Origin of the sequence: Bacillus sp. DB-2 (assembly GCF_003315125.1) — a bacterium.
In the GTDB taxonomy this organism is placed as follows: domain Bacteria; phylum Bacillota; class Bacilli; order Bacillales; family Bacillaceae_G; genus Bacillus_A; species Bacillus_A mycoides.
In genome coordinates this window covers 1-24,147 of record NZ_QNRN01000018.1, presented here as the reverse complement: position 1 = coordinate 24,147, position 24,147 = coordinate 1, and the positions used below count along the sequence as shown (strand labels likewise).

The window sequence follows — 24,147 nt, the reverse complement described above, 5'->3', positions numbered from 1 at the left end:
GTTGCTCTCTCCCTTTTAATAAAGCGGTATTAATTTCTCTTCAATCTCTTTTCTTCTCTCTTCTAAAAATGGTGGTAAATCCAGCTCTTTTCCTAATTCTTCAACTGCTGAATCTACTGTAAATCCTGGTCCATCCGTCGCAATCTCAAATAAAATGCCATTTGACTCACGGAAATATAAACTTTTAAAATAAAAGCGATCGATAATCCCTGTTGATTGGAACCCTTTATCTTTCACCGCTTCATTCCAATAACTCAGTTCTTCATCATTTTTCACACGAATAGCTAAATGATGAATACTTCCTTTTCCTGGTCTTTCACTCTCCCCATCTTGCTGTTTCACCAAAATTTCTCCAAAAGATTGACCATCAATAGATTGATAAATCCCCTCATCGTCTGAACGAGATACTTCTTTATAACTAAACAAACCTGTTAATGTTTTTGATAATTTATTTAAACTGCGCACTGTCATTTCAACTGTTCCCATGCCTAAAATACGATGATTCTGCTCTACAGAAGATTCATCCCATGCAGTCCAATATTCAGGCACCTCTTCATCTTTATTATTTAACAGCACTAACCATAGACCATCTGGATCTTCAAAGTGCAGTGCGTCTCTTCCGGCGTAAGTTGTAATTTCCCCATGCGCCACCTGGAGTGACTCAAAACGTCTCTTCCAAAATGTAAGACTTTCTATTGAAGGTACGAGCAAGCCTATTTGTGTTATTGCATTTGTACCACGGATTGTTCTACCTACATTCGGCATTTCAAAAAATGATAATTCAGTTCCGGCACTCCCTGTTAAATCACCATAAAACAAATGATACATAAATGGATTATCTTGATTGACTGTCTTTTTCACCCGGCGTAATCCTAAAACATCTCGATAAAAATTATTATTCGTTTTCGCATTTTTAGTCACCATAGAAATGTGGTGATGTCCTGGAATTGTATACATAAAACTTCCTCCTCTTTATCACTTGATTAGTCAATTGATTAAGTAAAAAAAATTACTCATTCGGTAATTCTTTTTTTTCACTATGCTTATGAACTTTTGACATCAACTCGTATAGTATTTTCTGCTCTTCTTCATTTAATACATCATCAAAAAATGATGATTGAAATGCAAGTTGCTCTGGCAATGCTCTTTCTAAAGCCGCTTCCCCTTGCCCTGTAAGACTAATTGTTTTCGTTTTCCAATCTTGTTTTCGTATAATATATCCTTCTTTTTCAAGACGTGTTAACATTCGAGAAATGCCGCCTTGTGTAACGGTAACCTTTTCTGCTAACTCCATTTGTGTTAATGGCTGATAAGTCCGTATTTGCAAAAGCACATCAAATTGGGCTGTTGTTAAATCAAAACGTTTTAAAAACTCATTTGACATTTGATTACTTTGGTTCGTAAATCGTATTAAACGTAGCCATATTAACGATCCTATCGTATTTTCACGCATGTTTCATCACTTCCTAGCGTTGATCTTACTATCACTTTACCACTCAAGTGATAGTAATGCAAGTAGAAATATGTTAAAAATACCTCCCAAAATCATTATTCTTAACTTTCCATTTCATTCATTGCTATATTTAAAGCTGCCACAGCTTTTGGCCAACCAACGTAAAAAGCCATATGTGTTATTAATGCAACTAATTCATTCTCCATTATCCCATTTTGTTTAGCTAGCTTCAGATGAAATGATAATTGTTCTGTATTACCAAGACTGATTAGTGCCGACAATGTACATAAGCTTCTTTCTCTTAATGTTAAAGCGGCATCCCGCCACACTTCCTCAAATAATATCTCTTCACTATAATGAGAAAATACAGGTGCTATTTCTCTCATTTTCTTTGGAATATAAAATTCAATTGGTTCATTCATCATTTTGCTCCCTTCATTTTTACCAATTGTGCCATCCCTTGACCAAATGACCAGTTTTCAGCATCTGTCTCATGTAATGTAATAAAAATGTCAGTAACTTTTACGTTGGAACATTCCGAAACTTCAAAGGATATAGATTGATACAAACCTTTTTTCTGTTGTACTGTTCTTCCAGGTCCACATGTAATAGAAACATGAATCATATTCTCAGTTCTCATTTCTCCTCTTTCCAACAAATAATATGGATTATACAAAAATTGATTTCGTTGATAAGGTAAAAATATTTGAAAATAATCATTTTCAGGGATGTTAAAATGTTCAATTAATGAAAGATGGATACATTCACCTATCTTTTTCAACTCTTCTTTATTTACTATATCTTCATGATAATAAACGTTCACAAAAGGCATACATTTTCATTCCTTTTTCTTAATTTAGCATTCAACAACATATCCTCATGAAATATGTAAAATCTCATAAATAGTAACATCGTCCATTACATCTATTTCAGGCTTTTCCTTATAAAAACTGAATTGACTATATCCCCACTTATCCGGATTATAAACTATTACATTTCCTAAACATTTTTCTATGTTTTGCACATTTTCATTTACTTTATTTAATTGCGTCCCAATCAGCGATTTACTTTGAGAAATACTCCCTGCATATTCAACAGCATATCTACTTTTTCTAAAATCATTACTTAAATTAACAACTAATGGAACACCTATATTTATTTGTTGCCACCCAAACGATTGCAAAATATTATCGTAATACCCTTCGAATATAAATTTGTTCATCCCTTCATGACCATTCCACATATATAAAGGTGCATAACAGTTATAGAAATTCCCATCCTTACCTGTCTCAGTAATTAAATAAGCCTTAAAATTTAGTTCTTGAAAACCATCAGTTTTAAACCCATTATCCTTTACCCTTTTTTTAATAATCTCCATGTCATAATCCTTTGGTAAAATGACCTTATATTGCATACCAATCATGTTTATCACTCACTTTCGATCTTATATACATAATGATAAACCGATGATCGGCTGACGTAAAATAGGTATAAATTATGTTTGATATCATTTATAATGATACCGTATAAGGGGCTGAAATGAATGGAAATAAATGATCTTATTATATTCAAAACTGTAGCTAACGAAGGATCTATTAGTAAAGCTGCTAAAGAGCTAGGCTATGTACAACCAAATGTAACTGAGCGAATCAAAAAATTAGAACAAGAATTGGAAACACCTTTACTACATAGAGATAACAAAGGTGTCTCCCTGTTACCTTCTGGTGACATTTTATTAGACTACACGAATAAAATATTAGCTCTTTTAGAAGAAGCGAAAGATGAAATTAAAACAAGTGCTTCTTCTTATGTAATAGCGACGTCACAATCTATTTTGACTAATTATTTAAGTATGCGTATTAAAGAAAATTTCAGGAATTATCAAATATATATAGAAAGTAGTAGCCATTTACAAAAACTACTACAGCAACAAAAAGTTGATATGGTCATAACTTATGAGGATTATCCCGACGCAGCGTTTAAAAAAGTATTCACCACTTCAATTTCTGTAGGCTTATTAAAAGCGAAAGAACAGTGTAACATTGACTTTTCAAAAGAACTTTTCTTTGTTAGTAACGATAAAAAGTGCCCTTTTAGAAATATGACAATACAATTTCTAAAAGAAAACAATCTATCTCAGCATCAACTTCAACAGTTAGATTCTTATTCGCTTATTGAAGAGTTTATTGTTGAGGGAAATGGGATAGCTTTTTTACCGATTAGAAATGATAAATTAGTTTCAGTTGAAAATGTCGCGGTTGAAAAACTACCTATTAACTTCTTTACAACTCGAGACTTAAATAAAGTGATTCCAGGTGAACTATTTAATTAATAAAGAGGCTACACTTGTCGTATTTTACGGGTAAATAGATATCCCTTTTCGAATCGCTAATATAACTTCATATAATATCGTACGGCCTAATAAAATAAAAAGGGATGTTACCTAGTTAATATGTCTAACTACTAGGACATCCCTTTTCATCTTGAAAACTTATTTTACACGTTCTGCTCCACCCCTGTGCTCTTCTCCTTCTTACCCCTTTTAAAATTCTTCAACTTCTTAACTGTTCCAACTAACCCTTTCGGAAAAACTAGTAGCACGATAATGTACAATAAACCAAGAATAATCGTCCATCGTTCAAAAATCGGATACTCTGTAGCTAGTTCTGATAAATAATATTTTAGTGATTCAATAATTCCTGCTCCAGCAATAGCTCCGATTAACGTTCCAACTCCCCCAATCATTGTCATCAATAATGCATTTAACGTCATTTCAATTGAAAATACCGTCGTATTTACAAAGCGTAATGTGATGACAAATAAACCACCGCTAATCGCTGCAACTACTCCTGCAACAACACTAGCAATAATTTTATAATGAAGAACTTTATAGCCAAGTGCTTCAACTCGTTGTTCATTTTGTGAAATCGCCTTTAATACTTTCCCAATTGAAGACTTTGTGAAAAGACGTAACAAGATGAAAATGACGATTAGACATATAAATGTTATATAATAAAATGTAAAACGATCACGGAATATATCTGGTACACGAAATGTAAATCCATCTCCTCCGTGAGTCAGTGAACGCCATTTTTCAGCAAGTACAAAAAACAGCTGGGAAATAGCGAGCGTTAACATTGCATAAAAATGACTTTTCAGCCGTAAAGAAAGCAAACCGATTATATAACTAACGATGGCTGATACAATAATTGCGGCTGCTATTCCTATAAAAAAGTTCGTTATAGACACCCCTTGCCGATCAAATAAGAGTGCCACACCATACGCCCCTATTCCAAAGAACATACAATGGCCGAATGATACAATTCCTGTATATCCAAGTAATACATCAAAACTCATTGCAAAAATAGCAAAGATGAAGATTTGAGTGAACAAAATTAACAAGCTCCGTGAATCATTTACGAATGGAAATACACTTAAACAAATGAGCATAAATACTCCGAAGTATACTTTAATTCGATTTGATGTGCTGTTCACCGTTTCACCCCTTTTCACCAACAAGGCCCGTTGGCTTCACTATTAAGAAAAATAGTAACATTAACATATTAATTGCAAGTGATAAATCCGGTATAAAATATGCTGTAAAAGCACCAGCTAATCCAACAATTAAAGAAGCGATTGCTGAACCTTGTACGCTTCCTAATCCTCCAATTATCACTACTATAAAAGCTAAAATCGCATACTGCATACCCATCTCGGCGAAAATAACACCTGAATACGGTGCTAATAAGAAACCTCCCAAAGCCGCCATCCCTGCTCCTAATAAAAAGACGAAAGAAAATATCGCTTTTACATTAATACCGAGCGCTTGAACCATCTCTTTATCCATTACACCTGCGCGAATCATAAGACCTATCTTTGTTTTTTTGAGCAATAATAGTAAGGCAATGTAAATGATGATCCCAATTAAAATAACGAATAGACGATATTTAATTAATATAACGCCTTCAAATGTATAACTACCTTGTAACCATAACGGTAATTTTGCAGCAATTGGATTAGGACCCCAAAATATTTTGATGCACTCGCTAAGAACGAGCATTCCTCCGAGTGTCACGAGAAGCTGCCGCACATGGTTTCCATACACTGGTCTAATAAGAAATCTTTCTAAAATGAAACCGAGAAACATACCCATAGCGACTGCCCCAATTAGCGCTAATAAATAACTATCTGTCATATTAAATAACCAAACACCTGTAAATGCTCCCCATGCAAATAAACCGCCATGCGCAAAATTTAGTACGCTCATTAAACCGAAAATAAGTGATAGACCAGACGCTAATAAAAAAATAAGCATCCCTGTCGAAACGCCATTTACAAATAAGTTAATTAGCACATCCACGTTCTATCCCCCCGTATCAATGTTAAGAAATACCTAAATATTTATGACATGTTTCCTTATCCTCTCGCAGTTCCTCCATGAAACCGTTATGCACAATGCGCCCATTATCCATAATGTAAAAATAATCACCGATTTGACTAGCCATCATAAAATTTTGTTCAACAAGTAAAACAGTCGTTTTTTCCTTCATTTTCAAAATTGCTACCATTAATTTTTCTATCATAATTGGAGACAGCCCTTTACTCGGCTCATCAATAAGTAATAAACCATCACTATTAATAAATGCTCTTGAAATTGCTAGCATTTGCTTTTGCCCTCCGCTTAAGAGTCCGCTTTTTTTGTGCCAAAATTGCTTTAAATCTGGAAATAATTCAAGCATCCAGTCTATTTTTTCTTCCGCTTCTTCTCCCTTCCCCCTAGCAAGAGCGAATGTTTCTTCTACTGTCAGGTCGTGAAAAATACCTTGATTTTCTGGTACATACCCTATTCCTTTCCTTGAAATTAAATGTGTAGATAATCCATTTACTTGTGTACTATCATAATAAACTTCTCCATTTGCTATCCGGTGAAACCCCATAACCGAGCGTAATGTTGTTGTTTTTCCAGCTCCATTTCTTCCAAACAATACTGTAATCGTTCCCTTCTCAACCGAAAGGGACACCCCTTGTAAAATATGAAACTGATCTAAATACGTCTCTATATTATTCACTTGTAGTAGTGCCACTATATAATCCCCCTAAATAAGCACTTTGTACTCGCTCGTCTTTCATCATTTCTTCCGGCAATCCTTCAGCCAATAACTCTCCATGAAATAAAACGATAAGATGATCTGATAAATCTAGCACCATATCCATTTTGTGTTCGATAAGTACGATTGTGCTCTCTGGATTCTTTTTAATATTTTCGATTACTTGTAATATAGCCGGAACTTCCTCAACAGAAATACCTGCTGTCGGCTCATCTAGTAGTAATACATCCGTTTTTAATGCTAATAACATAGCAAGCTCTAACTTTCTTTTTTCTCCGTGAGCTAAATCCTTAGCTAATACGTCCCCTTTCTCGTGAAGGAGTACTGTCTTCAAAAGACGTCTCGCTTCTCCAGTTTGCTGCTTTAACTTGGCTGCATTCGGAAAGAAACTGTAATAATCCTGAACAAACGATTGAACACTTAGACGTACATTTTCAAGCACTGTTAGCTCTGGAAAAATATTTGTCAGCTGAAAAGAACGACCAATCCCCAAGCGCGTTCGATCTGAAATTGATAATTTTGTAATATCCTGTCCTTTAAAATAAACTTCACCTTTCGTCGGAGAAATTTGCCCACTTAATAAATTGAATAGTGTTGTCTTTCCAGCACCATTCGGTCCAATTATTGAAATGAGCTTTCCTTTTTGTACCGTTAAATTAACATCCTTAATAACATGATGATCCCCAAAAGATACACAAAGATTTTTCGTCTCTAACAAATGTGTCATAAAATCCCTCCCACTGAAAGCCATGTTTATGAAAGAAACAAGTATAAAGAGGGTATTCCCTCTTTATACAAAAACAACAGAAAATTCAGTCTATTTATTCTGAATTGATGGTTCTGTCTCTTTCATCGTTAATTCTCTCTCTAACACTGGTACTGGATAATCAACACCATCTTGCTTTTTCAGCGTTATAGAATATAGAGTTTGTAATGCTTGATGATCCTTCTCTCTAAATTTCATCTTTCCTTTCGGTGTCTCAAATTCCATCCCTTCCATTTTCTTAATAAGTGTATCTACATCTGTATCGCCCTTCGTTTTCTTTAAAGATTCGACGATAGAAATTGCCGCTGACATTCCTCCTGCTGTAAACAGATCTGGAACAGCACCATTAAAACGTTTTTTATGTTCTTCTACTAGCCAATCGTTCACCTTATTCTTTGGAAGTGAGTGATAATAAACAGAAAACCCTTGCATCCCTATTAGTGCATCCATCGTTTTTAATGCTGGTATATCAGGTGCACCAGTAGAAATTTTAATACCTTGCGCTTCCACATTCATATCTTTCAACTGTTTCCATGGTGAATTCGCACCTGCCCAAACGATAAATAAATAATCTGGTTTTGAGCTAATAATATTTTGAATATTTGCAGTGAAATCAGTTGAATTCGTATCCGCGTATTGCTCGTTTACAATATTCGCACCTAATTTCTTTGCTCCCGCTTTAAATGCTGCAATCCCTTCACGACCGAAAGCATTATCTGGAGCAAACGTCGCAATCTTTACATCTTTTTTAGCAATTGAGGCAGCCCCAGCAATCGCATCTTGCGAAGAGTTTCTACCTGTTCTAAAAATATATTTATTCCAGTTCTTCCCGGTAATACTATCAGCAACTGCTGGTTCTACAACCATAATCTTTTTATACTCTTCAGCTAGTGGTAAAACTGCTAATGTATCACTTGAACTAGATGATCCGACTAAAAAATCAACTTTCTCTTCTTCTAATAATTTCGTAGCTTTCTTAACCGCTACATCGGCTTTCGTTTCCGTATCTTCTACAACAAACTTAATCTTCTTCCCTTCCACTTTCCCAGTTCCACCAGTTGCATAATCTAACCCTAATTCAAACCCGTTCACTGTTTGTTTTCCATACGATTCTAATGGACCTGTTAACGAAGCAAGAACCCCTACCTTAATCGTTTTTTCATCTTCTGTACTTGTCTTCTTTCCCGAACAAGCTACTGTTACTAATAATGACCCTAAAACACAACCAGTAACCACCGTTCTTAGCCATTTACGTTTTTTCATCGACATTGTGATCCTCCCCATACTTTACTTTCTGATAGAATCAAACACGCCAAATTCCCCTGTCCGTAATCATGACTTTAAAATTGGTAATGGAAAACTCTTGTAGTAACCTCTACATTCGGCACAAATCTATAATCACCTTCCTATTAAATGGAAACGGACATACAATCAATATATATTCCGTTGTTCAAATGAAATTACTGTTTCACTACAGTAATCATCACGCAAAAAGCTGCAAATAATTAACTTAATTCATTAAGTCAATTATTTGCAGCTTACCTAAAAAAAAATGATTAATTATTTTCGACTTTCTCTAACCCCTCAACCAATTGCTTCTTATCTAATCCTTCCCCTATTACTACCAAATTTGTCGGGAAACCGAAGTCTTGTTCCAGTAAAGTTGGTACGCCAAATGAATATTGGAATAAGTGAGGGTATTTATCTCCATGGAATTTCACAAATCCTTTTACGCGATAAATACTATCTGGTAAATTCGAAAGCCATTCGTATAATTTATCTTGATCAATCGATTTCGTAAATTGATACGTCATCGTTTGTATATGTAAATGCTGTTTGACATGTAGTGTCTCATGTTCCCCATCATTCGTAAATTCAGCTTCTTCTATGTCTTCTAAAGATATATTACAATATTTTGTTTCAAACAATTTCGCATGATTATTTATTGCTTTTACGTCTTCAAGTACTTTGTGCTTATCCGAATCTGTTAATAAATCTGATTTATTAATAAGAATATGACTTCCATATTTCATTTGCTCATGTAATAGCTGTTGTACATTTGCACTTAATATACTTCGGTTTAACCATCTTACTGCATCTAATACGACTACTATAGATTTCACTTCAAGGAAAGGAGCTAAAATTGGTGATACACATGCATCTAACACTTCAATTGGATGTGCGACACCTGTTGTTTCTATATAAATTACATCTGGTCTTTCTTGTTGATATAAAGAATGTAATTGAATTTCAAGCTCTTCTTTTAACGTACAACAAATACATCCTTTCAGAAGTTCCCTTAACACATTCTCTTTTCCAATAATATCTGTATCTACCGAGTATTCACCGATTTCATTCATTAAAACTGCAACTTTTCGATTTTTCTTCTTTTCTGCTAATAATAAATTTTGCAGCAATGTTGATTTTCCGCTACCTAAAAAACCACCTAATATATGAATTTCTACTTTACTCATTCGACCGACCATCCATTTCTCTACTTCAAATTTATTCAAAGCGTAATTATTACGATTTATATTTATCATTTTATTAAAAGAATACCTATTTGTAAACAAAACTGCTAGATTATCGTTTCATTTTCCATTCACTTCATGAGCAACTCTAATTCCAGACTCGATTGCTCCTTGCATCCATCCATGTGTTAATGTCGTATGTTCTCCTGCAAAGTGCACTCTACCCGCTGGCGGCGTAATATATGGAAACAATTCAAGCTCTTGCCCTGGTTCAAAAGCTGTAAATGCTCCGCAAGAATACGGATTTTGACTCCAGCTAAAAGATTCTCCCGCAACATACTCACTATAAACCACATTTCCATATATTTGCGCTAAATTTTTCAACGCATAACGAATACGTTCTCTATTCGAGAGACTATCCCACGTTAACGCCTCATCTGCCCACGTATAACTCACTAAAACGATAGCCGCCCCTGGTGTATGAATTCCATAGCTCGGATAATATGTAAAGCGGATAGGTAAATCTGTAATTGACTTACCACCATATTGTCCTGCTCTTTCCCAAAATCTACTTTTAAACTCTATCGCAATTTTAGTTGAAGCAATATAATTTAATTCACGAATTGCCCGCCTTTTATAATAAGAGAATAAATGATATGGCTGAACTTCTACAAATCGCAAAGCTGAAAATGGAATTGTGACAATAGCGATGTCACCAGTTACTATAAATGAATTTAACGTTTGTTCATGTGTTACTTGCATCATTACTTTATTATCTTCCTGTATAATTTTTTCTACTTTATACGACATAAAAATATTATCCTTTAGCTCTGGTAAAAATGAATTTGGTAATTTATCCATTCCGCCCGTTATCTCATAATATTTCGTCGTTGAAGTGAAAAAGATTATTTCGCGTAATACTTCAATTAAAGACATTCCCATGTATGCTTCCATATCAAGAAGTACTCCGATCATATCTATTGCCCCATCTGAATAATACTCGGTTAAAAATGAACCGAGCGAATATGTTTTATACTTTTTTTCAACAATAATCCAGTTTTTATTAGGATCTTTCTTAATATAATTAAGTATCGGTTCCAATACCTCTAACATTAATCCTTCTGCCGTTTTCCCCTTTTCTTTATCTAAAACTGGATATCCAAGTACACTTGGGTCCTTTTCAAACACATCCAATCTCGTTCTTTTGTTATTCGTATAAATTATATCTGAAGAAGTTTTATTAATAAAAAGGTTTAACGGTAGTTTAAATTTACGAATGTAGGCTAAAGTTAAATCATGAGTATCCGGAATACGCATAGGACCTGCGTTAAAATATAATCCTGCACTAAATGGTTCCCGAATCGTATACACCCTGCCACCTATTCTGTTATTTGCTTCTATAATCGTTACCTCGTGCCCAGCCTCTTTTAATAAAGATGCTGCAACTAATCCAGACATCCCTGCACCGGCAATTGTAATCCGTTTGGGGTTATTCGTTTTGGCAAGCCCTTCATGAATAATTTGAAGCATTTGTTCCATCGATAATGGATTCCCCATGCCCATTCCCCTTTTATGAAGGATTTTACTGAATTATATTCGTTTAACAGGATTCCTATGTTTCATTCAAGCAATTGAGTGGATACATTTTCAATCACTTGAATATCTTTTATAAAATGTAATAAAATAGATATGAAACTATAGAAGTAAGACGTATTATCTTACATAATAAAATTTATGAAATAGCGAGGAATTTTGAAATGAAAAAAGGTATTAACCGTGTTGTATTAGTAGGAACAGGAGCAGTTGGATGTAGTTATGCTTACTGTATGATTAACCAAGCTGTAGCTGAAGAATTTGTTTTAGTTGATGTAAATGAAGCAAAAGCTGAAGGAGAAGCAATGGACTTAAGCCATGCCGTACCTTTCGCACCAGCTCCAACAAAGGTTTGGAAAGGTAGTTATGAAGATTGTAAAGACGCAGATCTTGTTGTAATTACAGCTGGATTGCCACAAAAACCAGGTGAAACACGTTTAGATTTAGTTGAGAAAAACGCTAAAATTTTCAAACAAATTGTTCGTAGCATTATGAATAGCGGCTTTGATGGCATCTTCTTAATCGCAACAAACCCTGTAGATATTTTAACTTACGTAACTTGGAAAGAATCTGGATTACCGAAAGAACGCGTAATCGGTTCTGGTACAACTCTTGACTCAGCTCGTTTCCGCTATATGTTAGGTGAGTACTTCGATATTGGACCTCATAACATTCACGCTTATATTATCGGAGAGCACGGTGATACAGAACTTCCGGTGTGGAGTCACGTATCAATTGGTATTCAAAAACTACAAACGCTTCTTGAAAAAGACAACACATATAACCAAAAAGATTTAGATGATATTTTCGTAAACGTTCGTGATGCAGCTTATCACATTATTGAACGAAAAGGTGCTACATACTACGGCATCGGCATGTCACTTTTACGTGTTACGAAAGCAATCTTAAGCAATGAAAACAGCGTATTAACTGTATCAGCATATCTTGAAGGTCAATACGGCCAACAAGATGTTTATATCGGCGTACCTGCTGTTTTAAACCGCGGCGGTGTTCGTGAAATTTTAGAAGTTGAACTAAGTGAAGAGGAAGAATTAAAATTCGATCACTCTGTTCAAGTATTGAAAGAAACAATGGCTCCTGTTCTTTAATCATATTTTCCAATCAAAAAAGCAATCCGATTTATATTGGATTGCTTTTTTATATTTTTATAGTTCCCCCTCAATTTAAACAGTAATATTATCTATAAAAAGGGGTGATTTCATGAATGATTCTTTGACGATTGCAATCCTCTTGCTAGCTGTAGCATCCTTAATACTTTTCCTCTTCTTAATCATCAGAACGCTATTTCCAACTAAAAAATATGATAAGAATCTCGGATTGATTCTAATTATTTTAAGCTTGTTAGCAATACCGATAAGTATCTTCCTTGTAGGAGGATGGGCAGGTATGGAAGTTAGTGTAATCGCAGTCTTTATTTTTGCTGCTGTTATTATAGCTTTAATCGCAAATACCTTCATTAAACTACCTCCTCCAAAGAAAAAATAATAAATGACCGATGTTTTCATCAAGAGAAAACATCGATCATTTTCTATCACTTATTATCTTTAATCGGTTCATCATTATTTACATCAAGTACATCTAATAAAAAGATAAAGATTGGAATCCCAATAATAAGCCCCCATATTCCGAGGAAATGCTCTGAAAAGATAAGAATCATAAATGTATAAAAAACAGGTAAATTCGTTTTTGCAGACATAAATTTTGGATTTAATAAATAACTTTCCAGAGCGTGGATTACTGTAATGAACACTAGTATGTAAACAACATACACAACCCCGCCGACGTTATAGGCAATGATACAAAGTGGAAACAAGGAAATGATAACACCAGCAACTGGAATCAAACCGAGTAGAAAGACCATGACAGCCAATACAAGAAGCTGTGGAAATCCTAAAATGACAAGCGCAATTACAGTGAGCACACAATTTACAACCGCAATTAAAAACTGTGCTTCAATCACTTTTCCGAACGACCTTGCAAACCTTTCACCGAAATATGCAATCTCCTCATAAAAAATTTTCAGCTTACTATCTTTAAATTTCGAAGTAAATGCTATAATGCGTTCTTTTTCTAATAAGAAAAATAAACTTAAAATAAGAGAAAGTAGTATTTGTAAACTGACTTTTCCTATGTTTGCTATCGATTGATAAATGACATCTACACCTTGTTCGATATATTTCGATACTTCCATTCCATTAATTGTCGAAAGTGCATATTTAATTATCTCGTTATCAGGTGGGTTTTGAAAAAACAATTTAAATTGATAAATCAATTGTGAAATTTGTATCGTTAGTACAGGCAAATATTTATATAGTGTAGTTACAATAAACGTCACTAATACAATATATAAACCAGCAATAACCACTTTCCTATTTACTTTTAATTTTTTTGAAATAAACTTTTGAAATCGATCCATCAAAAACGTGAGAATAAACGTAATTAATATTAAATTAATCATACTTTTTAATCCATACAATACAAGCACTAATATTATTAAAACGAGAAACCGTTGAAACCCTCTACTTCGAAAGAAATTTTTCACTTCATTCATTAAAAATTAACCTCCCCCTTCAATGGATGGAAATTGGATATATTACATTTTATGAACTTCTATAGACAATCTTTCTTACTAATTAGGAAGAATCCTTTTTTTCTTTTTTAATGTCTGATTTTTCATCTAATACTTTTCTAAAAACTATTTTTCAACTCTATATTTTAGGAGAACGTCTATTTTTAGATTGCTGTTCATACGCATATCCAATATTAAAAAGTTCTTTTTCACCAAACTGTTTCCCAACAAACACTACACCTACCGGCTGACCATCAGAATCATATCCTGCCGGCACTGCTAATTCTGGATAACCAGCCACAGCTGATAGAAGAACTTCATCGTTATTAATCATCACAAGAGCATCCAAACCTTTTTCTACTAAATACCTATCTAGCTCTTTTCTTGCATTTTCTTGACTCGTTTGAACTATTTTTTCAAACTCATCTTTCGTTATAGCAGATTTCTCAGAACCCTCAATTAATGTTTGTCCATACTTTATTCGTCGTTTACTATCCTTTTTATTAAACGCTATAATCTCTTCTAACGATTTTACTGGCACATTTTTTTGCCGTGAAAGATAATCGTTAACATTATGCTTGAACTCATATTCTAATGTTTGCAGATTATCTACACCCTCGCTGTTTAACTGAACATCATCAGTCAATATTGCACCTGCATCTTCAAGGTCCTTTCTAATCTTTTTCGCTACTGCTTTTCTAATTTCATCTTGTTGTTCTATAGAAAAAAGAATCCCTATCTTTTTCCCCTTTAATCCATCTATCGATAACTCCTTCGTATAATCCATTCTATCTCTATCTTTCATTTTTTCTATCATAGCATCTTTTCCATCATAACCTACCATTGAATTAAATAGCGTTGCTGCATCTTTGACCGTTCTTGCCATTGGCCCTGCTGTATCAAGTGTTTCAGCTAACGGGATAATTCCTGTTCTGCTAACCATACCTAAAGACGGACGTAACCCAACTACTGATTGTTGCGTTGCCGGTGCTACTATGGATCCCATCGTTTCCGTCCCGATTGCAAGCGGTGCAAAATCAGCTGCAACCACTGTAGCAGATCCTGAACTCGATCCTGATGTATCAAATGTAATCGGGCCATATGGATTTAAATTTTGTCCTTTCTTCCCACTATATCCACTTGGCATTGTAAAAGATAAATAATTCGCCCACTCAGACATATTTGCTTTTCCTAAAACAAACGCCCCTTCTTCTTTCAACTTCTTCACAATCATCGCATCTTCATCTGCAATCCAATCTTTTAATACATAAGTTCCAGCACTTGTCGGCATAACATTCGCTGTTTGTACATTATCTTTTACGATGACAGGAATGCCGTATAAGTTCGATTTCTTATTTAAAAATCTCTCTTTATCTAACTGTCGTGCTTCCTCCATTGCATTAGGATTAATCTCTGTAACAGCATTTAATGATATTCCATTTTGATCATGTTCTTGTATTCTAAAAAGATAAATACTCGTTAATTCTTCATATGATAATTTCCCATCATCAACCATTTTTTGAAGCTCATCCACAGTCGTATTTACAACTTCTTTTTCTTTTATCTTTATATTATCTATGTCGATCCCTTTAAGCTGATTATGTATCGGTTTTAACACTCTGTCTTTATCATATACAATACGCTCAGGTTCCTTTGGAAAATAATTTTTATACACGTAATATCCTCCGGCACACACCAATAGAACAATACCTCCAGCGATAGACAACGTTATCTTTACCCATTTTTTCATGTTGCTTCCTCCACTCTAAAAGTTGCTCATTTATATAAAAAAGAGAGTTACCTTTTACTTAACTCTCTCCAATCAAAATGCTAAATGAAAAAATGAAAGATTTCAATCTAATTACTTTTTTTTTGCATTTGCTTTGCTAACAATTCCTTCACCTGATTATATGTTAACCCTGAATTTTTATTTAAACGTTTCACTTCATCAACATCAGTACCGACAACTGTATATTTTTTCTCATCATTCATGTTCCCACTTCCTTTCTCACCAGATTATTTCTTATATTTCTTCCCTAAATGCACATAAATTAACACCAATACGAATAGGGAAGCTGGACTAAATTAAATAGACGAGACAGATGATATAGTATTCAATAACTAAAAGGAGTTCTGTTGCGTAAGAGGAATAGATAAAAATATCTCGAATTTATATACTTATTGAATTTAAGGACATGGAGGATGCATTTTGAAAACATATGAGTTTAAACATAACATTCCAACATTGGAAGAGTACAAATATTTGTGTGATTCTGTTGGATGGACTAATTATATGAATTTTGAAGTAGCGGATACTTCACTGAAGCATTCTATTCACTGCATCACGGTCAAAGATAATGAAAAAATTGTGGGCATGGGGAGAATTGTTGGTGATGGATCTATCTATTTCTATATTCAAGATATAGTGGTTCATCCGGATTATCAGAAACATGGTATTGGGAAAGAAATAATGCATCTTTTGGTTGCATACTTAAATGAGAATGCCCCTGATAAGGCGTTTGTCGGTTTATTTGCATCACAAGGTAAAGAATCGTTCTATGAAAAATTTGATTTTAAAAATTACTCACCAAACATGACGGGGATGTTTACTGTCATTTCAAAAACATGATAGATTTTTAATTGTAGGGAAAACTTCGATTCATATGAAAGAAATTATTCTTGCAGTAACCTTTTCCACAATCGCATTTAAACATTACATACGAAAGGAGAGTACATATATAGCTATATATGTACTCTCCTTTCATTTATTTAACTCTGTATATATTAAATTTCTTAATAAAATTTCACTACATCTTCAGTAGGTAAGAATGTTCTTTCCCCTGGTTGTTCATTTGGCTCACCAAATGGCATTTGTCCTACTAAACTCCACTCCGCTGGAATATTCCATGTTTCTTTCACTTCAGCATCTACGATTGGATTGTAATGTTGTAATGATGCGCCAATTCCTTCAGCTGATAATAACATCCATACAGTATGTTGTAACATTGCATTACCTTGATGAGACCAGAATGGGAATTGATCTTTATATAACGGTGCATTTTCTTGCATTTTTTCTACAGTTGCTTGATCTTCAAAGAATAAAACGGTACCTACACCTGCATGGAAACCTTTTAGTCTTTCTACAGTCGCTTCAAAGTTTTCTGCTGGTACGCGTGATCTAAGCGTTTCTTTTACGATATCCCAAAACTTTTCATGCTCTCCATCCATTAATACAACCATACGGCCACTTTGCATATTGAAAGAAGTTGGTGCATGTAAAGCTGTTTTTAATACTTCTTCAATTCTTTCCTTTGTAATTGTAGCGTTTTTTGTTACTTTACGAATTGAACGACGGTTCACGATTGCTTCTTTTAAGTTTGTTGTAGTTGCTGACATTTTAATTCCTCCAAATATATGTTTTATTATTTTTATTTAAACAAATCAATTTGAGTCTTTCATGCAAGACGAATTAGCAATATCCATCCGCCTTACATTGCATACCTTCAAATGAATTTGTTTTATCCTTTTCGATTTCTTTATCAATTACTCTTTCTAGCATTTCTTTACTAGCAAGTCCTTGAATGACTTCATCTCCAATCATTACAGTTGGTACCGCCATAATATTCGATTCATCATATGCATGTTGAATCGCTTCTTGATGTTTTTCTTTATATTTACGAGTTACTAAAGCATCTTTAAATTCTGCTTCAGGAAGCCCTACTTCTACCGCTAATTTCGTTAATACATCAATATCTTCAATGTTTTGCTCTTCTTGGAAAAACGCAGTAAATACTCGGTGATGATACTCATTTCCAAGTCCACGCTCTTTCGCAAATTGGCACCCTTCAAAAGCTAAATGTGTATATGGATGCGGAGAAACACGTGGCAGACGCATTTCAATCCCTAATTTTTTTGCAGTAGGAAGAATGAAAGAATCCCATGAACCTAACTTATCTGGCTCGTTCCAAGGATCTATTTTAGAATATGGACTTGGACGCAATTCAAATGGCATCCATTCGATTTCTACATCTTTCTCTTTCGCTACTTCATCTAATGGACCTTTTGCTAAAAAGCAAAACGGGCATATAAAATCTGAGTATACTTTCATTTTCACAGTCATATTATTTGCACCTTACCTTCTTTTTATTTTTTAAATGTAACCAAAACGGTTACAATTTCGAGAAAAAAATATGCATTCCCTTTTAGAGACTTGCAATTATCATATTATGCATTCATTTTTTGTTGTAAAGATTCAAATAACTGCCCCATCGTAATATTTCTCAACACTTCTTCCATCGCAGATTGCGCCTGAACTAAAATAACCTCTAAAACAGCTTGAATATTCGCCCCAATTGGACAGTCTGGATTCGGTTTTTCATGAATGTGAAATAGTTTGTCTTCTTCCACTACATTCACTGCATGATACACATCTAATAATGTGATTTCATGTAAATCCTTTAATAATCCCGCGCCACCCGGACCGCGTTTGACGTATACAAACTCAGCTTGTTTCAAGTAAGACGTTATTTTTCGAATTACTACCGGATTTGTATTTACACTTTCGGCCATATAGTCCGAAGTACAAACTGAAGATGGATTGTTTTTCAAAATAGATAAAATATGAACAGCTATAGAAAAGCGGCTACTAATTTTCATTGTGATTACCACCTCGATGTAATCATTATAGTTACAACTAGAGTATAAGTCAATCCTTTTTACAAATTTTTTAAAGCAAATAAAAAGTGCCCCATTACAATATATGAGACACCTCTTCTTATTCTGCAAACAAGTCTTGAAATTCTTCAATAAATAGCTGCACAGCGATTGAAGAATCCTTTAATGAAGGAACAGCTAAAGCAATTTCTCTCCATACTTGTGGTTCCAATTCTCTCGTTTGTATATTCTTTGGTAAACTCGTTAAAGATAACTCAGCCAAAATTGCGATTCCTAATCCTTCTTGAATCATATTTAAAGCTGTTGTAACTGTGGAAATTATATATTCAGCCCGAAGTGGTACGTTCGCTTGTTTAAACATATCGATAATGGGTGGTTCGTACCCACCCTTACATAATATGATCGGTTCATTCTCTAAATCACCTATTGTAATAGAATCGTTCTTACAAAGAGGATGATCCTCTCTTAAGACAACAACCATTTTCCCCTTCGTTAAGGGCACGATCTCCATATCTTTATTAGGCAAGATAACAATTCCTATATCAACAACCCTCGATACTAACCAATCTTCAACTTCTTTAATCGTGCCTTCACAAAGAACGACTTCTAAGTTCGGATACTTCTCCTTAAAAAGATTTATCATTTTGGGTAAGAAATGTGCAGAAGCACTCGGAAAACTCCCAATTCGAATCGTCCCAACTTCGTGCCCTTTCTCCATCGCTACTTCTTGTTCAATCTTCTCAACGCCGTTTAAGATTTCTCTAATATGTACAAGAATTCTATTTCCAACATCCGTAACGATTAGCCCTTTTCGTTTATCGCGTATAAGAATGGTAACGCCTAACTCTGACTCAATGCTTGAAATCGCATGACTTACAGCTGGCTGTGTCATATTTAACATCCCGGCAGCCTTCGTAAAACTCCCTAATTCAACCGTTTTAATTAAAACTTGAAGTTGTGTAATGGTCATAACTAATCACTTATACTCCTTATAAAAAAGATTCATTTTATTTATCATAGTCGATATCATATCATAGTGAAATGGAATACAACAAGGAGGGATTACAGTGACACAGCTTTCTCGAACTAAGACGGCCATAATCCTTACATTTCTCGTTATTATGTGGGGAATTAATTGGCCGTTATCAAAATTCGCTCTGCATTACACACCACCCGTACTCTTTGCAGGGATTAGAACATTAATAGGAGGATTTATCTTACTTACTTTCGCATTACCGAGATACAAACAATTAAATTTAAAGGAAACTTGGCATTTATACTTTATTTCATCTTTACTCAATATTATTTTGTTTTACGGACTACAAACTGTCGGACTTCAGTATATGCCCGCCGGACTCTTCTCCGCAATCGTATTTCTCCAACCTGTCTTACTCGGCATTTTCTCATGGATTTGGCTTGAAGAATCTATGTACGGCTTGAAAATTTTCGGACTTATTCTTGGATTTATTGGTGTTGGGGTTATTAGCTCTAGTAGTTTAACTGGACATATTTCTATTATCGGTGTACTACTTGCTTTAGGGTGCGCTATCGGCTGGGCACTCGGCACAGTATTTATTAAGAAAACTGGACACCGCGTTAATGCTATTTGGATGGTAACACTTCAGCTTATTATTGGCGGACTTTGCTTAATCGGATTTGGTTCAGAATTTGAAAGCTGGTCTAGCATCGCTTGGAGTATACCATTTGTAAGTGTACTACTATTCATCTCGTTCTTTGTTATTGCAATGGGATGGCTCGCTTACTTTACACTTGTAGGAGCTGGTGAGGCAAGTAAAGTTGGGGCTTATACGTTCCTTATCCCACTGATCGCTATTATTGTAAGCTCTATTTTCTTACATGAGGCCATTACAATTAGCTTATTCATCGGACTTTTATTTATTATCGTAAGCATTTGTTTTGTAAATATAAAGCCGAAAGCACTTGCTGTAAGGCAGCAAGTTGAAGTGAAATAAATAGATATGAGAAAGGAGTCTACCACTTGTAGGCTCTTTCTTTTTTACCATTTTATCAGTACAGTCACTTAACATCTTAGCAAAAGGGAAATTTTTCTTTTTTATTGTATGATGATAATTAAGTAGAAAATATTATCTCTAATACATATGTATGGACTAACAATTCTAATCATAAGGGGGAATTATATGGTTTTACAGTATAAAGAATTTGGAGATTTAAGCTCTCCACTTATGGTTTTTATTCATGGTGGCGGAGTCAGTGGATGGATGTGGGACAATCAAGTTAAACATTTTACTAACTTTCACTGTCTTGTTCCTGATTTACCCGAGCAAGGGGAAAATAGTAGTAAGGATCATTTTTCAATACACTTTAGTGCTGAAAAAATCATTGAATTAGTTGAAGAAAAAGGACAAGGTAAAACTGTTATAGTAATCGGGTTTTCGTTAGGTGCTCAAGTATTAATTGCACAGGTATTATCATTCCTAAAATCGGTCATGGAATCCCTTTAGCAAATCCCAAACTATTTAATACTTTAATTGAAAACTGGCTTAAGCACGATAACCTACCAGAAGAAGTAATGACAGTCAATTGAGCTCCTTAGCTTAATAAACCATGTTGTATTTGTAGCTCTAATCCCCTCGAAGCTGCTTAATCTCAAAATTTTATTAACAAAGGTCTCATTACTTTCAATGAGACCTTTCAATGTTCCCTACTTTTTACGACGTACTACAAAAACACACGTACCTACGGAAGATACAATCGCTAAAACTGATAAGACAATTGCTATTGTTTGCATATTACTTGTACCTTCATTTTTTTCCACACTAGATACTTCACCATGTTCTCCTGTTAATGATGTACCTTTTGCAATCGTAGTAAGTGAGTGGGGCTTTTCAGCTTTCTCATCGCCTGTCCATTCAACAATTTCTCCATCTTTATACTGTTGATATGCATTCCAAGCTATTTGTTGCTCTTTATCTGGATTTTTAGCAACGAAAGTAAATCGTTGGAACTGACCAGGTAAAATCCCTTCTCCTGTTGCTTCCCATATTACAGTTTTAACTTTTCCAGCTGCATCTTTTTGTTCTTCCACTTTCCACCCTGGCACTGGCTCGTACTGTTGAAACTCGACTCCAGACGGTATTTTCAGTGTGACTTTTGTTGTTGCCATATTCTTTTCAACAGGTACCTTTATTGTATAAGTCTCCCAAGAGCTAACGTCAGAAGTTGCTGGTTTCACAGTTACGTGAGCACTAACAGGTAACGAAAAAATCCCCATTGCAATTATTGTTGCGATCATTGTTGTTCCTAATTTTTTTATACGTTTCATTTTCTATAAACTCCTTTTCATTTATAACGTCTTTTTTATCTGCCACCTACAATAAATTTATAATCCGTATCGAAACTATCAAGAGATTTTGTTAATCCGTGAACTTGTATATTCCAGTTTCCTGTCATGTTAATATACATACCGTCCGCTTCATATTCTCCCGGTGACACTGCCGAAACTTTAAATGAACCTTTGCCCATATTCATATCTAAAGATTGAGTCGTCAATACAATTTGTTCCATATCAGTAACAGGCTGTCCATTCTCATCCTTCAAAGTAATATGAAATGTATTCTGTCCTACCTTATTAGGACTTACATGTAAAGTAAGTTCATATCCATTATCTAATTGTTTACTCTCTGTAAAAGGTCCCGTAGGAGGCATCGGCGGCGTTTGTACGTTTGTCATAAAAGCTACGATTACGAAAACGATAATTCCAATGATAAACTCTACTTTCACCGTAGCTCCTAACCTTTGCTGCGCTCGTATTCTCCCTTTCACATAATGAAAAATTCCCAATATCCCCATACACACGAATAAAAGTATCTTTGCTAATAAGGCCAATCCATACTTCGTATCAAATAGGGAATGGATCGTGGGAATAAAAAATGTACTGTTAAAGAGACCCGTTAATAAAATCACAATGACAGCACCTGTTGCCCATGGCGAAAAACGCTTAATCGCATCCCAATACATAGTCCACTTGTCATCCTCTTTACGTAACAGAAGAACAATCGATGATAGCCCCCCCATCCATAACGAAGCTGCGAATAAATGCAGAAAGTCCATAACGACAGCAATTTCTTTAAACCTTATACCATATGCGTGACTATTAAAGGCTTTCATAACAAGTAACCCAATAAATAATACAATTGGAATGCTCCATACTTTAAACGACGAAAGCTTCTCACGCTTCACTGCAAAATATGTAACAATCATCAGCATACTAATAAGAGCCATTTGAGTGATCCATACATAACGAAAAACAGATAGTTGTAATGTTTCTTTTAATAATATAGGATTGAATGCTTCTAACCACGAAACATCAGCATTTATTTTCGCCTGCAATGGTAGATTGAATAGTAAACTAATAAATATCCCAAATAATGATATCCATATTATTTTCTTACTCCTCGACTGAACTTGACTTGCACTTCCTTTATAAAGGATAAGGTTAAATAATAGAACACCGATAAATAGAGAAAAACTTGTATATAAAATTCCGCGTTCCATAATCATATCGATTTGGGGAACATAGCCCATCTCTTCTACTTTTATATCATCTGTTCCCGCTTCTGCTAGTCCAATACGGAATGGAATAACTCCTTGAATTGGATGTCCATCAGCTGAAATAGCTTTCCACTGAATAGAGTAAAGACCATTTTTGAGATTCTCTTTTAAACCAGCTTCTAATAATTTTTTGTTTTTCGTATCAATATGAGCATCTTTTAAATCTACTCTTTGACCTGAGGTATCTCTTACGAACAATATATTAAAACTTGAAACTTGTATGTCCTCATCGAATTCAATTTTCACAACAGATGGTGCTTTCTTTAACGTTTCATTTTCAGCAGGATTTGATTTCACAACGTACGCATGAGCGGATGCGCTTTTTGGTATCAATATGATCAACACGCACGCAATTAATAGCCATGCCCCTAGCCTTCGTATTACTTTCACAATCATTTCACTTCTTTCTTTTTCGTCACTACACTTTCATTACTTTTTACTTCCCAAGTTTTATTTCTTGATAAAATATTAACCTGATTAAGTATAAGGATTTATTTAGTATCACTCTCTATTTATTCCTCACCTCTATACTTCTAATATAATAGTAGCTACCTTCATAGATATTACTAATATTTTTAAAGTTGATTATCATTATAGCATAAAATATATTTATGTAAGTTCCCTAAGAAGAAAAGTTATCGTGAATCATTTGTGAAGAAAATGTGAAATACATAAAGTGAAACTTTAATCAGTGGGACTTTTACGGGCATTCGATCTCCCACCTAACTCCCTCGCATTCTCCGACTTTTGAAGCGGGAATCTTATTGCCAACAAATAGCGGGATAAATAAAAAAGGTATTACGTTATAATCTGTACCCTTTGTAAAGGACATTTTGAAAAAAGTTAGGCAACATCAAGAAGATGATTTCTGTATCCAACAGGAGTCATCTTTTTTAAAT

Annotated in this window: 26 protein-coding genes and 1 pseudogene; 6 read left to right on the top strand and 21 right to left on the bottom strand. The window is 34.5% G+C overall.

What is annotated here, in order from left to right; all coding sequences use genetic code 11:
* Positions 1-15 precede the first annotated feature (15 nt).
* From DET63_RS25505 to DET63_RS25485, 5 genes are all read right to left on the bottom strand, one after another.
* Complete coding sequence (locus DET63_RS25505; protein WP_113938228.1) at positions 16-957, bottom strand: ring-cleaving dioxygenase; 942 nt, start codon at positions 955-957, stop codon at positions 16-18.
* A 52-nt stretch (positions 958-1,009) separates the two neighbouring features.
* Positions 1,010-1,453 carry a MarR family winged helix-turn-helix transcriptional regulator gene (locus DET63_RS25500; protein WP_113938227.1) on the bottom strand — a complete coding sequence of 148 codons (444 nt, stop codon included), beginning with the start codon at positions 1,451-1,453 and terminating at the stop codon, positions 1,010-1,012.
* A 101-nt stretch (positions 1,454-1,554) separates the two neighbouring features.
* Positions 1,555-1,878, bottom strand: coding sequence for a carboxymuconolactone decarboxylase family protein (locus tag DET63_RS25495; RefSeq protein ID WP_235661805.1), 324 nt, complete (start codon positions 1,876-1,878; stop codon positions 1,555-1,557).
* Positions 1,875-2,285 carry a tautomerase family protein gene (locus DET63_RS25490; RefSeq protein ID WP_113938225.1) on the bottom strand — a complete coding sequence of 137 codons (411 nt, stop codon included), beginning with the start codon at positions 2,283-2,285 and terminating at the stop codon, positions 1,875-1,877. Before DET63_RS25490 ends, DET63_RS25495 begins: the two co-directional genes overlap by 4 nt.
* A gap of 45 nt (positions 2,286-2,330) precedes the next feature.
* The gene (locus DET63_RS25485; protein ID WP_113734663.1) at positions 2,331-2,876 is read right to left on the bottom strand and encodes a DUF4865 family protein; all 546 of its coding nucleotides are present in this window, start codon (positions 2,874-2,876) and stop codon (positions 2,331-2,333) included.
* Positions 2,877-2,996: 120 nt separating this feature from the next.
* On the opposite strand from DET63_RS25485, the gene DET63_RS25480 reads away from it, so the two are divergent.
* Positions 2,997-3,785: a LysR family transcriptional regulator gene (locus DET63_RS25480; RefSeq protein WP_113938224.1), complete on the top strand. Its 789-nt coding sequence runs from the start codon at positions 2,997-2,999 to the stop codon at positions 3,783-3,785.
* Positions 3,786-3,949: 164 nt separating this feature from the next.
* Here DET63_RS25480 and DET63_RS25475 read toward each other — a convergent pair whose 3' ends face one another.
* From DET63_RS25475 to DET63_RS25445, 7 genes are all read right to left on the bottom strand, one after another.
* Positions 3,950-4,903, bottom strand: a complete 954-nt coding sequence (locus tag DET63_RS25475) for a branched-chain amino acid ABC transporter permease (protein ID WP_113938302.1) — start codon at positions 4,901-4,903, stop codon at positions 3,950-3,952.
* Between the two features lie 49 nt (positions 4,904-4,952).
* A complete protein-coding gene (locus DET63_RS25470; protein ID WP_002135738.1) occupies positions 4,953-5,813 on the bottom strand; it encodes a branched-chain amino acid ABC transporter permease in 861 nt (286 codons plus the stop codon).
* Positions 5,814-5,835: 22 nt separating this feature from the next.
* Positions 5,836-6,537: a branched-chain amino acid ABC transporter ATP-binding protein gene (locus tag DET63_RS25465; protein WP_113938223.1), complete on the bottom strand. Its 702-nt coding sequence runs from the start codon at positions 6,535-6,537 to the stop codon at positions 5,836-5,838.
* Positions 6,515-7,288 carry an ABC transporter ATP-binding protein gene (locus DET63_RS25460; protein ID WP_002135736.1) on the bottom strand — a complete coding sequence of 258 codons (774 nt, stop codon included), beginning with the start codon at positions 7,286-7,288 and terminating at the stop codon, positions 6,515-6,517. The genes DET63_RS25465 and DET63_RS25460 overlap by 23 nt, the downstream gene beginning before the upstream one ends.
* A 90-nt stretch (positions 7,289-7,378) precedes the next feature.
* A complete protein-coding gene (locus tag DET63_RS25455) occupies positions 7,379-8,596 on the bottom strand; it encodes a substrate-binding domain-containing protein (RefSeq protein WP_044444543.1) in 1,218 nt (405 codons plus the stop codon).
* A 287-nt stretch (positions 8,597-8,883) separates the two neighbouring features.
* A complete protein-coding gene (locus tag DET63_RS25450; RefSeq protein WP_181777958.1) occupies positions 8,884-9,801 on the bottom strand; it encodes a CobW family GTP-binding protein in 918 nt (305 codons plus the stop codon).
* Between the two features lie 117 nt (positions 9,802-9,918).
* Positions 9,919-11,355 carry a flavin monoamine oxidase family protein gene (locus DET63_RS25445; protein ID WP_113938221.1) on the bottom strand — a complete coding sequence of 479 codons (1,437 nt, stop codon included), beginning with the start codon at positions 11,353-11,355 and terminating at the stop codon, positions 9,919-9,921.
* A 200-nt stretch (positions 11,356-11,555) separates the two neighbouring features.
* On the opposite strand from DET63_RS25445, the gene DET63_RS25440 reads away from it, so the two are divergent.
* The gene (locus DET63_RS25440; protein ID WP_113938220.1) at positions 11,556-12,500 is read left to right on the top strand and encodes an L-lactate dehydrogenase; all 945 of its coding nucleotides are present in this window, start codon (positions 11,556-11,558) and stop codon (positions 12,498-12,500) included.
* Between the two features lie 112 nt (positions 12,501-12,612).
* Positions 12,613-12,897 (top strand): YesK family protein, encoded by a 285-nt coding sequence (locus DET63_RS25435; protein ID WP_113938219.1) that lies wholly within the window; start codon positions 12,613-12,615, stop codon positions 12,895-12,897.
* A 46-nt stretch (positions 12,898-12,943) separates the two neighbouring features.
* On the opposite strand, the gene DET63_RS25430 is transcribed toward DET63_RS25435, so the two are convergent.
* From DET63_RS25430 to DET63_RS30840, 3 genes are all read right to left on the bottom strand, one after another.
* Positions 12,944-13,963 carry an AI-2E family transporter gene (locus DET63_RS25430; RefSeq protein WP_002031308.1) on the bottom strand — a complete coding sequence of 340 codons (1,020 nt, stop codon included), beginning with the start codon at positions 13,961-13,963 and terminating at the stop codon, positions 12,944-12,946.
* Positions 13,964-14,120: 157 nt separating this feature from the next.
* Positions 14,121-15,731: an amidase family protein gene (locus DET63_RS25425; protein WP_113938218.1), complete on the bottom strand. Its 1,611-nt coding sequence runs from the start codon at positions 15,729-15,731 to the stop codon at positions 14,121-14,123.
* A 107-nt stretch (positions 15,732-15,838) separates the two neighbouring features.
* Positions 15,839-15,973, bottom strand: coding sequence for a hypothetical protein (locus DET63_RS30840; RefSeq protein WP_002012306.1), 135 nt, complete (start codon positions 15,971-15,973; stop codon positions 15,839-15,841).
* A gap of 217 nt (positions 15,974-16,190) precedes the next feature.
* Here DET63_RS30840 and DET63_RS25420 point away from each other — a divergent pair, with 217 nt between their 5' ends.
* Entirely contained in the window at positions 16,191-16,610 is a 420-nt protein-coding gene (locus DET63_RS25420) for a GNAT family N-acetyltransferase (RefSeq protein WP_002031303.1), read from the top strand.
* A 164-nt stretch (positions 16,611-16,774) separates the two neighbouring features.
* On the opposite strand, the gene DET63_RS25415 is transcribed toward DET63_RS25420, so the two are convergent.
* The 4 genes from DET63_RS25415 to DET63_RS25400 form a co-directional block, all read right to left on the bottom strand.
* A complete protein-coding gene (locus tag DET63_RS25415) occupies positions 16,775-17,377 on the bottom strand; it encodes a nitroreductase family protein (RefSeq protein WP_002012304.1) in 603 nt (200 codons plus the stop codon).
* A gap of 73 nt (positions 17,378-17,450) precedes the next feature.
* Entirely contained in the window at positions 17,451-18,101 is a 651-nt protein-coding gene (locus DET63_RS25410) for a DsbA family oxidoreductase (protein ID WP_113938217.1), read from the bottom strand.
* A 104-nt stretch (positions 18,102-18,205) separates the two neighbouring features.
* Positions 18,206-18,637, bottom strand: a complete 432-nt coding sequence (locus DET63_RS25405) for an Rrf2 family transcriptional regulator (RefSeq protein ID WP_002012300.1) — start codon at positions 18,635-18,637, stop codon at positions 18,206-18,208.
* Positions 18,638-18,755: 118 nt separating this feature from the next.
* Positions 18,756-19,625, bottom strand: coding sequence for a LysR family transcriptional regulator (locus DET63_RS25400; protein WP_002012297.1), 870 nt, complete (start codon positions 19,623-19,625; stop codon positions 18,756-18,758).
* A 97-nt stretch (positions 19,626-19,722) separates the two neighbouring features.
* Here DET63_RS25400 and DET63_RS25395 point away from each other — a divergent pair, with 97 nt between their 5' ends.
* Both DET63_RS25395 and DET63_RS25390 read left to right on the top strand, forming a co-directional pair.
* Positions 19,723-20,628, top strand: a complete 906-nt coding sequence (locus DET63_RS25395; RefSeq protein WP_113938216.1) for a DMT family transporter — start codon at positions 19,723-19,725, stop codon at positions 20,626-20,628.
* 186 nt (positions 20,629-20,814) lie between these two features.
* Positions 20,815-21,221: pseudogene (locus tag DET63_RS25390) on the top strand (alpha/beta fold hydrolase).
* A 117-nt stretch (positions 21,222-21,338) separates the two neighbouring features.
* Here DET63_RS25390 and DET63_RS25385 read toward each other — a convergent pair.
* A complete protein-coding gene (locus tag DET63_RS25385; RefSeq protein ID WP_002126863.1) occupies positions 21,339-21,959 on the bottom strand; it encodes a YcnI family copper-binding membrane protein in 621 nt (206 codons plus the stop codon).
* 35 nt (positions 21,960-21,994) lie between these two features.
* Positions 21,995-23,644 carry a copper resistance CopC/CopD family protein gene (locus DET63_RS25380; protein WP_113938215.1) on the bottom strand — a complete coding sequence of 550 codons (1,650 nt, stop codon included), beginning with the start codon at positions 23,642-23,644 and terminating at the stop codon, positions 21,995-21,997.
* Positions 23,645-24,147 lie beyond the last annotated feature (503 nt).

What these genes read in the sequence shown, in the direction of transcription:
- DET63_RS25505 (WP_113938228.1), bottom strand. Translation starts at nt 957, where the DNA reads ATGTATACAATTCCAGGACATCACCACATTTCTATGGTGACTAAAAAT.
- DET63_RS25500 (WP_113938227.1), bottom strand. Translation starts at nt 1,453, where the DNA reads ATGCGTGAAAATACGATAGGATCGTTAATATGGCTACGTTTAATACGA.
- DET63_RS25495 (WP_235661805.1), bottom strand. Translation starts at nt 1,878, where the DNA reads ATGATGAATGAACCAATTGAATTTTATATTCCAAAGAAAATGAGAGAA.
- DET63_RS25490 (WP_113938225.1), bottom strand. Translation starts at nt 2,285, where the DNA reads ATGCCTTTTGTGAACGTTTATTATCATGAAGATATAGTAAATAAAGAA.
- DET63_RS25485 (WP_113734663.1), bottom strand. Translation starts at nt 2,876, where the DNA reads ATGATTGGTATGCAATATAAGGTCATTTTACCAAAGGATTATGACATG.
- DET63_RS25480 (WP_113938224.1), top strand. Translation starts at nt 2,997, where the DNA reads ATGGAAATAAATGATCTTATTATATTCAAAACTGTAGCTAACGAAGGA.
- DET63_RS25475 (WP_113938302.1), bottom strand. Translation starts at nt 4,903, where the DNA reads ATGCTCATTTGTTTAAGTGTATTTCCATTCGTAAATGATTCACGGAGC.
- DET63_RS25460 (WP_002135736.1), bottom strand. Translation starts at nt 7,288, where the DNA reads ATGACACATTTGTTAGAGACGAAAAATCTTTGTGTATCTTTTGGGGAT.
- DET63_RS25455 (WP_044444543.1), bottom strand. Translation starts at nt 8,596, where the DNA reads ATGTCGATGAAAAAACGTAAATGGCTAAGAACGGTGGTTACTGGTTGT.
- DET63_RS25450 (WP_181777958.1), bottom strand. Translation starts at nt 9,801, where the DNA reads ATGAGTAAAGTAGAAATTCATATATTAGGTGGTTTTTTAGGTAGCGGA.
- DET63_RS25445 (WP_113938221.1), bottom strand. Translation starts at nt 11,355, where the DNA reads ATGGGGAATCCATTATCGATGGAACAAATGCTTCAAATTATTCATGAA.
- DET63_RS25440 (WP_113938220.1), top strand. Translation starts at nt 11,556, where the DNA reads ATGAAAAAAGGTATTAACCGTGTTGTATTAGTAGGAACAGGAGCAGTT.
- DET63_RS25435 (WP_113938219.1), top strand. Translation starts at nt 12,613, where the DNA reads ATGAATGATTCTTTGACGATTGCAATCCTCTTGCTAGCTGTAGCATCC.
- DET63_RS25430 (WP_002031308.1), bottom strand. Translation starts at nt 13,963, where the DNA reads ATGAATGAAGTGAAAAATTTCTTTCGAAGTAGAGGGTTTCAACGGTTT.
- DET63_RS25425 (WP_113938218.1), bottom strand. Translation starts at nt 15,731, where the DNA reads ATGAAAAAATGGGTAAAGATAACGTTGTCTATCGCTGGAGGTATTGTT.
- DET63_RS30840 (WP_002012306.1), bottom strand. Translation starts at nt 15,973, where the DNA reads ATGAATGATGAGAAAAAATATACAGTTGTCGGTACTGATGTTGATGAA.
- DET63_RS25415 (WP_002012304.1), bottom strand. Translation starts at nt 17,377, where the DNA reads ATGTCAGCAACTACAACAAACTTAAAAGAAGCAATCGTGAACCGTCGT.
- DET63_RS25410 (WP_113938217.1), bottom strand. Translation starts at nt 18,101, where the DNA reads ATGACTGTGAAAATGAAAGTATACTCAGATTTTATATGCCCGTTTTGC.
- DET63_RS25405 (WP_002012300.1), bottom strand. Translation starts at nt 18,637, where the DNA reads ATGAAAATTAGTAGCCGCTTTTCTATAGCTGTTCATATTTTATCTATT.
- DET63_RS25400 (WP_002012297.1), bottom strand. Translation starts at nt 19,625, where the DNA reads ATGACCATTACACAACTTCAAGTTTTAATTAAAACGGTTGAATTAGGG.
- DET63_RS25385 (WP_002126863.1), bottom strand. Translation starts at nt 21,959, where the DNA reads ATGAAACGTATAAAAAAATTAGGAACAACAATGATCGCAACAATAATT.
- DET63_RS25380 (WP_113938215.1), bottom strand. Translation starts at nt 23,644, where the DNA reads ATGATTGTGAAAGTAATACGAAGGCTAGGGGCATGGCTATTAATTGCG.